Origin of the sequence: Chryseobacterium geocarposphaerae (assembly GCF_002797535.1) — a bacterium.
GTDB lineage: Bacteria > Bacteroidota > Bacteroidia > Flavobacteriales > Weeksellaceae > Chryseobacterium > Chryseobacterium geocarposphaerae.
This window is the reverse complement of record NZ_PGFD01000001.1, coordinates 2,565,426-2,575,719: the sequence shown is the minus strand read 5'-3', so window position 1 is coordinate 2,575,719 and position 10,294 is coordinate 2,565,426. Positions and strand designations below refer to the sequence as shown.

Here is a 10,294-nt window from a genome sequence, read left to right as displayed (position 1 = left end):
GGGCTCACCTGTTCCCATTCCGAACACAGAAGTTAAGCCCACCAGCGCCGATGGTACTGCGACAAGCGGGAGAGTAGGTCGCCGCCAGTTTTTTTTAAAGTCTCATTCAATTACATGAATGAGACTTTTTTGTTTTATATACATAAACAACCATTATTAATATTAATCTCATTCAATCAATGAATGAGGCTTTTTTAGACCTAACCTAAATCTCTTAGATTAATTTCTTCAAGTATTCTAGCAGAATTTTTGCGTTTTAAGCCCATGCATACTTTTTCAATATCAAATATCATTTAAAACTATTTTTAATTATATAAATACATATTTTAATTAAAAATACAGACTTGTATAGCTATAATTTAAGTGGTTTACTTTACTTTGTTTTATACGATATGGTATTTTATGATATAATTGTTTACTGATGAAAGTTTATCTGAGCAGTATAAGTTGCAGCTGGAACAGTTACGGAAACCCCACCAAGACGTATAGATATTGGAATACTTGAATAGGATATTTGAGTTACTAATAATCCTAACGTACCAGCAAACATGAGATCAAAAAAGGCAGAATCTGTCTGAAGTATTTCCGGATAAGTATTTCCATTATTGAAATAAACACTACATCCTAAGCATACACCTGTAATTGTACCTGTGCCTCCATTTCTGTTTGCGTAAAGATGAAGAGAGTTATTCCAAAGTGTAGGAGTATAGTACATTTTGATTTGAGATACAATACTACCTGTTTCTAAAAGAGCAAGACCCAAAAGTACGCTACGAGGGATTGTGTAAGTACCTAATATAATCGTATTATCTGAACTCGTATAAGTTCCGGAATAGTTATTCCCAGCTTCTGTAATAGGCGGGATGATTATTGCAGATGGACTGCTTGCAATACTTACAGGGATATTGGAAGAAGCGGAAACTCCATTATCAGTAATAGTATATGTAACTGTCACTGAAGTATTGGAGGCACTAAGATTAGTATAGTTATTCGGTACTGCAGAAAAGGTTAATTGGTGACCATTGCCGACACCATTTCCGGTATAAGCTCCCCCAATCCCGCTGATGATAGTGGTAGGTACTGTAGAAAGGGTAATCTGTGAAGAGGGAGTTCCTAAAGTCCCTGCACCGCCTGTAGCTTGTGCAGCCTGTAATTTTATATCAATACCGGGGACGTTCTGATTTATAGAAGCAGTTATGGACCGCGACCCACCGGAAGCTACCGCCGAAGTGTAGTTCAACCATTTTGTTGTATTATTGCTTGGATTTGCAAGGCGATTACCTGCTTCTGTAGGTTTTATGAGATCTAAATTAATGCTACTGCTTTGTTCAATATCCATTAAAGCAACTTGTGGTAACGTAAAGCTAACGTTATAAGTTTGTGCAAAGGTACCTGCGTAGAACGTAAGACTGATTGAAGAGAATAATATTTTGATAAAGGATGTCATTTTTGCTTTTTTATTTCGTTATATCCTACTTTTATACCTTCTTGTTGATATTTAATTTCAGTCAGTTGCTTTACAATACTAATAGCTATATTTTTAGTTTCAGAAGGTTTTAAAACAAATTGAAATAGATTGGTAGATATTTTATACCTTTTATCAAGGCCATTTCTATATATTTTTACGGTCCAGTTTCCAGGGCGTAAATAAGTAAAATCAAAAGGTTCTCCTATGATGCATATCTTTCGATAGGTTTGTTCTCCATTGGTAGCTTCTATGATGACACCGTCACTTTTTTTATTTTCTTTTTTCGACTGATATTGAGCAAAAACATAGTGATTCTTTTCTTCATTTTCATTGAATGATATGCTTCCCTGAATAGTAGCTGCTGTAGTTAAACCGAAATTATAAATGTTTTCTTTATTGATAAGGTGTAATGCTGCAGGAAAACTGGAATAAGGGATATCATTTAACTGAGTGCTTGATCTGTCAATTTCGAGAAAATAATCTCCTGGAGGAATGTTTTTAAAGATATAATTTCCTGCTTTATCTGTAACAGTGATATGATTTCCCATCATTAATCGTATTCCGTCTACTTTTTTTACCCCAAGATTATTGATGGTGCCGGATAAGGTGGTGTATTCTGCTATTTTTTGTACAGGAACATTCATTCGCAGCGTATAACGTAAAGAAAATATAAAGTCTTTATTGGAAAGATCCCCACGCTGCAAATTGTAACGACCTGATATATCAATTTCGTGATTTTTGAAAAGCTGATGATGGAATAGAGCTTCAAAAAGATTTCTATCCTTAAAATAATCTTCAGGCATATAATTATTCTGATAAAAAATGCTGAAGTTTGTTTTATCAGATAATCTGCTGATAGCACGGGCACCGAAATAAGTCTGTTTTTGATTTTGCATCTGATATCTGGAGGTAATTGCATAACTCCCAAATAAGCTGAATGAAGTTCTAAATTTCTCAAATCCAATATTAGCGGTATAAAAAGTAGAATTCCCGGAAAATCCGGTCAGAAAGTTATTGGTAGTGCCAAACTGACTTTCAAGATTAATATTGAACTCTCCTATTTTCTGATTTACACTCACTCTGAAAAACTTTTCATCATAATCAAATTGTCTTGGCATAAGGCGATCCTGGTACTTTTGATATCCACTATATACCATAATGGATCCTGTTTTTATATAATTGTATTGAGCGCCATACTGTAAATAGCTTCTGTATGGAGCAGCTAATAATAAAGTATCCCTTTGATAGTTCTTGGCATCCTGAATGAAATTAGCAAACAGATTGACTTTTTTCAGAATTTTATACTGAATATTTCCGTTAAGAGTACTCGCATTAGAAAAATAGCCGGCAAACTTAGGACTGGCTTTTAAATACATAAGACTGCCGCTGACTTTACTGAAATTAGCCTGAGTCTGTAGCATATAAGCTGTTCCTTCTGTTTCATTTGTTTTACTATATGTAATTTCTCCAGAGGCACTAAGATTTGTTAGAAGTTGGAACTTGCCTGCTAAATAGGGTAAATGCGTATTCGAGCTGAATTGAGCATTTGCCGACGTAAAGTTGTTTTTTTCAGAAAGAGGAATTTTATAAAGGTAACCGGCAGTTATTTCCGATTCTTTTTTTATTTTAATTTTTGAATAAATGTTGAATTCATCTTTAATGTCCCTGAAGAATCTTGGATGGTTATAGAAAGCACCGATGCTCAGTCTTTTTAAGTCATAGCGTATCTCTGCTCCTCGTCCATATCTTGCAAATTCCGTGAGATAAGAGGCTGAATAAGTTTTATCCCCAATATGTACAAAAAGATTGGCATCTTTATAATTAATAAAATATTCTTCGTACGGGGTAAAAGCATTGAACTCAATCGGGTTTTGGGTTACTGCATGAAACTCAATCTGACTGGTATTTTTATTCGTCAAACTACCTTTACCATAAATTTCTCCCTGAAAACCATCCTGGTAAATGCCTCTGTTCCGGGTCCCGATAAAAGAAAGGGAAGCGGAAACCGGAAGACGGTAATAAATATCATCCTCAACAGGTTTTGTTGAAATAATTTTCACACTGCTGTATGCGGTGATAGCCTGATCCGGATTTACCATGGAGCGGGCTGTCAGATGTAAATTCTGATAATCATTCTTTCCTAAACTCGGATCTGTATTTTTAGTAACTGTAATTACTTTACTGGCCCCGGGAGGAAGAACGAGTGTATTGACCTGGCTAATCAATGAATTGCTGCTTTCCATTGCCAGATACTCTTTAGTATTTCCGTTATTTTTTAGAATAAAAGAAGCTTTAATAACTTGCCCGGCTTTTACAAATTCCGGAGATTCTAATAAGGTAATAGAAATATTCCGGTTTTGGGAAACAATAATTTCTGTTTTCTCCGTAAGTTCATTTTCCGAATCTTTTTCGGAAATATGCAGTGATATTTCATATTTTCCTGAAGGAGCTTCGGAAGATAGGCGTAAAGGGACAATATAAATTCTATGGTCTAATGCCGAAATGGTAATTTCATCTTTTGAAAGAATAGGACTAATAAATGAATCAGAAGTTTCAACATTCAGAAGATAAGTTTTACTGCACTGCGATTTATTTTCTATTTTAAAAGAAACAGAAGTAGAGCTTCCCGGTAGTAAACTATCTTTTTTATTAACAAATTCCGGAGATTGTTTTTGAGAAAAGATGAATACAGGGAATAATAGGATAATATATATGATCCATTTCCTAATCATTTTTAACTTCTAATTCAACATTAAGAGCAAAGGCATTTTCATCTTCGTCAGTAGCTATGATTACAGCATTGTATTTATCTGGAAGAATTTTACTGATATCTATATTGAAAGACTTTGAAGTATTGGGGAGCAGTGCCATGGTCATACTGGAAAATGTACCTACCTTTTCTCCCGTTTTGCGATGATATATTTCAATATTTGCCGTAGGTCTGCAATATAAGTTCCCGTTATTGGCAATCCCGACTTTCACAATTCGCTGTTGCCCTTCTTTTTCAATTTTTACACTTTCAAACTTAAGAGAAGGCTTTACATTTTCAGTATCATAATTGGTAATGACCTGAATGGCATATCGAACTACAGATGTAATATTAATACCCGGATTATCATTACTAGGCTTTATATCTTCTACGGGCTCAACAATAATAACACTCCAATAAGTGCCAGACTGGGCAATTTTATCAGGAACGTTAATTTCAAAATAGACCTCTGTTCTTTCTTTAGCTTTAAGGCTTATTAAATTAGTATTGAGCTTTATCCAGTCAGTGTTTGATTTCTCATTTGTATGAGGAGCCGTATAATAGGTAGTTCCGTCGGCTCGATAGCTAAAATCCTGTAAGAAAATTTTTACATTCTGAGCCATATTTCCGGTGTTCTGTAAAGTAACTTTTCCTTTATATACCTGTCCGTTCTCAACTTTATAAAAATGAGTAAGACCATTGAGTACAACAATACTTGCCTGCAATGTGGTGAAGTGTAAAATAAAGACAAGAAGAAATAAAATACGCTTTATCATTAAGGATATTTTTGGAGTAAATAAGAGCATAGGGAAACAAGAAGAAATTCTGTAGTAAATTTCTTCTCATTTTAAGTCAACAAAGTATTTTCTATTTAGTTATCCGAAATAGTGTAGGTAATGGTTGCTGTAGCAGGTGTCGCTACCGCTGACAAATCACCATAATTTGCACTTCCACCAGTACCAGTTCCTGAAACTACTGAGTAAGAAAGGTTGTGGCCATTACTTGCCCCGTCGCCGGTATAGGCACTTCCGATCCCAGAAATTATAGTTTGGTTTGTAGCACTTAGTATCAACTGAGAAGCCGGAGTTCCTAATGTCCCTCCTCCTGCGCCTGTTGCAGCCGCAGCTGTTACTTTAATGTCTACACCGGGAATTACTGCATTTAATTTAACGGAAATAGTACGGGTTACATCCGCAACGGATTTAATGGAAGAATAATTAAGCCAAAGTGTATTATTGGTACTCGCCGGAATGATAGGTAAGCCCGCTTCTGTAGGCGCTGTAAAGCCCATCGTCAGGTTTTTGCTTGCAGTGGGTTCAATATCCACCAGTGCAACTTCAGGAACACTTACCGTTATGTCGTGAGTACTTACGTTAGAATCTGCCTGTGCTTTTATATTACCAGAAATTGCGACAAAAGCACAAGATAATGCTAATCCTGGAAGGTTTAATGGTTTCATTGTTTTTAGTTTTAGGTAGTGAAGATAAGAAAATAAAATAAAACATGAGAGGAATTTTATTTTATTTTTAAATGATTCGGTGTGTTATCAGCCTTTTTTATGAGAGTGTTAGGATTAAAAAAAAGCATTAAAGTCACATTTTAGTGACTTTTTACATGAGTAAAAAGCTTATTTTTTTATAAAGAATTAGAATCTGCTTAAGATCCCCCAATGGATTTTGATATCATTGAACTTGAATGGATTTCCAAATTCATTCCCATTGGAAAGCTGGAAGCTCATGAGTCCGATAGGGATAAAGAAATTAAATCCGAACCCGACACTATAGAGCTTGGGCTTCACATTTAAAGATTTGTTATTGAGCTGGCCATACTGCCCGAAAACATCAAAAAAAGCCTGGCTACCAATTAAATATCGGTATTCAAGACTTCCATAATAATAAAAGTCGGCGGCGAGAGAGTTTTCGTTGAATCCCCGCATGGAATTCCACCCTCCGAAACGGTATAATTCGTTGGCGGAAAATTCTACCTTAGAATCCATCATTGCTCCTTCTGCTTTTATATTGAGGAAATGATTTCCGTTGATATGATAATTGTGCTCTCCAAAAAAATATAACTGGTTCTGGTTGGCTTTAATATTATCTTTTGTATAAGTAGTCGCTAAAAAATCATATCCTGCATTGATTCGTGTTTTGTAAAGAAAAAGATCAATATCAGTAGGTTCCGTCATTTCGTACCAGATACCCAATCCTTTTTTATTATAATCTTTACCCTGAATATATAAAGTGTCAATAATGCTGGATGTTTCAAAAGTTCCTCTAAGTCCTATTTTATTTCTGTTATTGATGTGGTAATAAAAAGCCGGCAGCATTTTTACGTTAGCATACGTAGAGTCCTGTCTGAAAATATTGATCTTCATATTCATCCCGACATTCGATTTAAAAAGATAAGGAATGTCCGTTTGAAGGTCAAATGTCTGTCCTTTATCCGGGTTTCTCTGCCAGTATAAATTAATGGTTTCAAAACCATTGAACATATTCTTAAAATTCACGTTCAGGGTTCCGTTTAAGGTAAATTTATCTGTTTTATCATTTCCAAAACCGATTACCCCGTCAAAAGTATTGGTCTTTTTCTTTTCCAGGAAAAGATAAATCTGCGTAGAGTCTTTTGTAAAAAGTGTTTGTGGCTGCCTTTCCAGAGAGAGGAATGGATGGCTTTGAAAGTTTTTATTGATGGCTAAAAGATTTTTATCATCATAGGTTTTACCTTTGAACTCTTTTTCAAGATTTTTTATAAACCTTTTGGGAACTTTTACATAGCCTTTCATCACAAAGCCGTCAATCGTTCTTTTATCATTTTTATTGATATCAAGATTTACAATAGGATAGCCATCTTTCTGTCCTTTATATTTCGCTTTGATCCTGCTGAAAGAATAGCCTTCATCAATATATACTTTGTTGATGCTTTTCTTGGTAGAATCCAGATTTTTAGTGAAAAACTCTTTCTTAGATTTTAGCTTTATCGCTAACGAATCCGAAAGATCAATAAAAGTTTCATTGAAGTTTTTCCCTTTATCATAAAAGATTTCGGTGCTGTCACCTTTTACTTTTACTTCTTTTAATTGAGTTAAAAAATAATTTCCCTGAGCCAGAGAATCTAAAAACTTGACCGCAGAAGTTGAATCTTTTACTTTTTTTCTTGCATTGGTTTCGGAGTCTATAAGCCAATAATGTTTCTTTTGCGCTTGGGTAAAAACGCAAAGAAGTACAAAAAATATGTTTAAAATTAACTTCAAGTTGTCTTTCAAAATGTCGTGATACGGAATGAAAAATTTCTTTAAATCCAAAAATTATTCACTGCATTCAATGACAATGCGCCCAAATCATTAACTATTTTTAAGCAAGTTTATTATATTTCTTCATTAAATTCTCGTAAGTTCCCTGCGGAAGAATCCACTTTAAAGGAACTCCTATTTTCTGCCCAAATTTACCAAAATAATAGTGAGCTTTCCATTTGTTTTTATTTAAAAGAGCATCAACATATTCCGCAACTTCCAAAGGCTCAGTTCCATCGCCAACATGAGAATTCATCAAAGCATATACTTTGTCGAAGACATTTTTATACGGTTCAGAAACCTTTGTTCTCACACGGTTTTCTGCAATATTGGTTTTAATATCCCCTAAATGAAGAGAGCAGACATTCACATTCCAAGGATACACTTCATATCTCATAGCTTCTGTTACTTTATCCAAAGCCGATTTTGAAGCAGAGTAAAACCCACGGAAGGGCAATCCCATTTCACTTCCGATACTGGAAACATTAATGATCTGCCCGAATTTGTTTTCACGCATTTTGGGCATTACAGCACTCATCATTTGGACAGCCCCAACCAGGTTCAGGTTGAAAAGCCTCAAAATATCTTCTTTTGAAGAATCTTCTACAGCTCCTACCATTCCCATTCCGGCATTGTTGATCAGAACATCGATTTTTGTTTCCTTTGTTAATACCTGCGCGATAGCATTTTGTACCGCATCATTATCTGTAACATCTGTAGGAATAGACGTGAAATATTGACTTTCGGTGTGCTTTCTGCTTAAGCCGTATACTCTGTGCCCCTTTTTTCCGAAATATTCTGCTAACACGAAACCAATCCCTGATGATGTTCCCGTGATGATAATAGTTTTTGACATTAGTAAGTAAAATATTTTTTTGAATTAGGAATTTTGAATTTGTTTTCGCCTATCCTAAAATCGTTCATTTTTATAAGCGTGTCGAATTTATGAATAAATTCTTTGTGATTGTCTTGTGGAATCTTTCTGTTTTCATCTCCGTCACATTCGGAATACGTTTCATCAACAATAGCTTTTCCCGTAGAGAAATTTACATCATAGGTAAAGCTGAATTCGCAGGTGTCTTCAAATTTATTGAATGCGCCAATAAGATAAAAATCTCCGTTCTGAAAACGAAAAGTATATCTGCTGGTATCCGTGTGCCTCGAATTGGAATAAAATGACTGGGAAATAACAAGACAATTATTCTTTATCTGTATTTCCAGGTTATTGTCTTCAGGATAAAAACCGGCTCCGCTTGAATTCAGTATCGTTGAATTCTCTTTCCAGATTTTTAAATTTTCCTGAATGTTTTTTAAGATATAAAATTTCCTTTTAAATCCTTGATTTTCAATTTTTTCAGAGGTGTTGCATACAATAACTGTTTCTTCTTTTCCATCTTTATCCAGATCACCTTTTACTTCCAGCACTTTTTCATATCCTTTTGGAATAACAAAATCCTTCAGTTCCTGTGATTGAAACATTGTAAAAATAAGTAAGGAGAAAAAAGAAAGGAAAATTTTCATTTACTGTTTGATTAAAATCTTTGATAGATCTTCCCAAAACATCGGGTAAGATTTTTCCACTACATTTTCATCTTCAATATTTAATTCTTTAATCAGGCAAAACGGTGCGAAACTCATCGCCATTCTGTGATCCTGATAGGTTTTAATAGAAATATTCTCTTCGGGATCCTTAAAGTTAAGGGATTGTATGGTTGTATCTGTGATCTCTGTTTCAGTTCCCAGTTTTTGTAACTCATTATATAAAGCCAGCAGTCTGTCGGTTTCCTTTACTCTTAATGTTCCCAATCCTGAAATTTCGAAAGGGATTTTCAAAGCGGCAGCAGTTACACAAAGAGTTTGTGCGATATCTGGACAGTTATTCATGTCCAGAACGATTTTATCCGGGAATTGGAAATTTGGATCCGGCTGAAGTGTAATTTTATGTTCTGCTTCTGTAAAAACCGTTTGTATTCCGAAAAACTCTTCATAAATTTTTGCAATGGCAGAATCTCCCTGTGTGGACTCTTTATAAAAGCTTTTTAAATGAATGGTTTCTCTCCCAAGTGCAGCAAAAGAGTAAAAATATGAAGCTGAGCTCCAGTCACTTTCCACCTCATAATTGACAGAGGATGGTTTGCTTTCATTAAAAGGTTCTACTTTAATTAAATTTCCGACAAAACTTGCCTGTATTCCGAATTTTTTCAGAATATCCAGGGTCATTTCAATATAAGATCTTGAAGTAACTTCACCCACAAGATTTATTTCCAGTCCTTTTTCAAGTTTCCCTGCAATCAAAAGGAGAGAGGTGATAAACTGGCTCGAAATATTGGCCGGAACATCTACCTTGGTCTCTGTTATTTTTCTTCCTTTAATTTTCAAAGGAGGAAATCCTTCATTTTCCAGGTATTCAATTTCTACGCCCAGATTTTGTAACGCGGTAACCAGATTTTTTATAGGGCGTTCTTTCATTCTTCCGGAACCGGTAAGAACTGTAGTTTTTCCTTCCGCGATAGAATAGTAAGAAGTAAGAAACCGCATTGCTGTTCCTGCATGGTGAATATCTACAATCTCAGTATCTTCCGACAATGCTTTTTTCAGCAATTGGGTATCCTGAGAATTGGATAAATTCCCGATTTGTATATTTTTAAACAAACTTTCTAAAATCAACAAACGATTCGAAATACTTTTCGAACCGCTGATTTGTATGGTTTGATTTCCGACTAATTTTGATTGTTCTAGCTTCATTATTGATTTCTGCATTAAATTTTTAGAATAATAAGTTGAATTA

The 10,294-nt window shown here is 34.9% G+C and carries 8 protein-coding genes and 1 rRNA gene; 1 reads left to right on the top strand and 8 read right to left on the bottom strand.

All coding sequences use genetic code 11. From position 1 onward, the window contains the following. Positions 1 to 90, top strand: a 5S ribosomal RNA gene (gene rrf, locus CLV73_RS11475); the annotation flags it as partial. A gap of 325 nt (positions 91 to 415) precedes the next feature. On the opposite strand, the gene CLV73_RS19035 is transcribed toward rrf, so the two are convergent. The 8 genes from CLV73_RS19035 to CLV73_RS11435 form a co-directional block, all read right to left on the bottom strand. Continuing rightward, on the bottom strand, positions 416 to 1,447 hold the full coding sequence (locus tag CLV73_RS19035; RefSeq protein ID WP_185116769.1) for a hypothetical protein: 1,032 nt from the start codon (positions 1,445 to 1,447) through the stop codon (positions 416 to 418). Continuing rightward, complete coding sequence (locus tag CLV73_RS11465; protein ID WP_100376928.1) at positions 1,444 to 4,200, bottom strand: COG1470 family protein; 2,757 nt, start codon at positions 4,198 to 4,200, stop codon at positions 1,444 to 1,446. The genes CLV73_RS19035 and CLV73_RS11465 overlap by 4 nt, the downstream gene beginning before the upstream one ends. Next, positions 4,193 to 4,993: a WxL protein host-binding domain-containing protein gene (locus CLV73_RS11460; protein ID WP_100376927.1), complete on the bottom strand. Its 801-nt coding sequence runs from the start codon at positions 4,991 to 4,993 to the stop codon at positions 4,193 to 4,195. Before CLV73_RS11460 ends, CLV73_RS11465 begins: the two co-directional genes overlap by 8 nt. A gap of 95 nt (positions 4,994 to 5,088) precedes the next feature. Continuing rightward, positions 5,089 to 5,676, bottom strand: a complete 588-nt coding sequence (locus CLV73_RS11455; protein ID WP_100376926.1) for a hypothetical protein — start codon at positions 5,674 to 5,676, stop codon at positions 5,089 to 5,091. Positions 5,677 to 5,862: 186 nt separating this feature from the next. Beyond that, positions 5,863 to 7,467 carry a BamA/TamA family outer membrane protein gene (locus tag CLV73_RS11450; protein ID WP_100377050.1) on the bottom strand — a complete coding sequence of 535 codons (1,605 nt, stop codon included), beginning with the start codon at positions 7,465 to 7,467 and terminating at the stop codon, positions 5,863 to 5,865. Positions 7,468 to 7,567: 100 nt separating this feature from the next. Further along, positions 7,568 to 8,362 carry an SDR family oxidoreductase gene (locus CLV73_RS11445; RefSeq protein ID WP_100376925.1) on the bottom strand — a complete coding sequence of 265 codons (795 nt, stop codon included), beginning with the start codon at positions 8,360 to 8,362 and terminating at the stop codon, positions 7,568 to 7,570. Beyond that, positions 8,362 to 8,985 (bottom strand): hypothetical protein, encoded by a 624-nt coding sequence (locus CLV73_RS11440; protein ID WP_228424324.1) that lies wholly within the window; start codon positions 8,983 to 8,985, stop codon positions 8,362 to 8,364. The genes CLV73_RS11445 and CLV73_RS11440 overlap by 1 nt, the downstream gene beginning before the upstream one ends. A 42-nt stretch (positions 8,986 to 9,027) precedes the next feature. After that, positions 9,028 to 10,266 carry a 3-phosphoshikimate 1-carboxyvinyltransferase gene (locus CLV73_RS11435; protein ID WP_228424322.1) on the bottom strand — a complete coding sequence of 413 codons (1,239 nt, stop codon included), beginning with the start codon at positions 10,264 to 10,266 and terminating at the stop codon, positions 9,028 to 9,030. Positions 10,267 to 10,294 lie beyond the last annotated feature (28 nt).

Bases quoted from the DNA above. Each gene is read 5' to 3' on its own strand.
- CLV73_RS11455 (WP_100376926.1), bottom strand. From the start codon at position 5,676: ATGAAACCATTAAACCTTCCAGGATTAGCATTATCTTGTGCTTTTGTC.
- CLV73_RS11445 (WP_100376925.1), bottom strand. From the start codon at position 8,362: ATGTCAAAAACTATTATCATCACGGGAACATCATCAGGGATTGGTTTC.
- CLV73_RS11440 (WP_228424324.1), bottom strand. From the start codon at position 8,985: ATGTTTCAATCACAGGAACTGAAGGATTTTGTTATTCCAAAAGGATAT.
- CLV73_RS11435 (WP_228424322.1), bottom strand. From the start codon at position 10,266: ATGCAGAAATCAATAATGAAGCTAGAACAATCAAAATTAGTCGGAAAT.
- CLV73_RS11465 (WP_100376928.1), bottom strand. From the start codon at position 4,200: ATGATTAGGAAATGGATCATATATATTATCCTATTATTCCCTGTATTC.
- CLV73_RS11460 (WP_100376927.1), bottom strand. From the start codon at position 4,993: ATGATAAAGCGTATTTTATTTCTTCTTGTCTTTATTTTACACTTCACC.
- CLV73_RS19035 (WP_185116769.1), bottom strand. From the start codon at position 1,447: ATGACATCCTTTATCAAAATATTATTCTCTTCAATCAGTCTTACGTTC.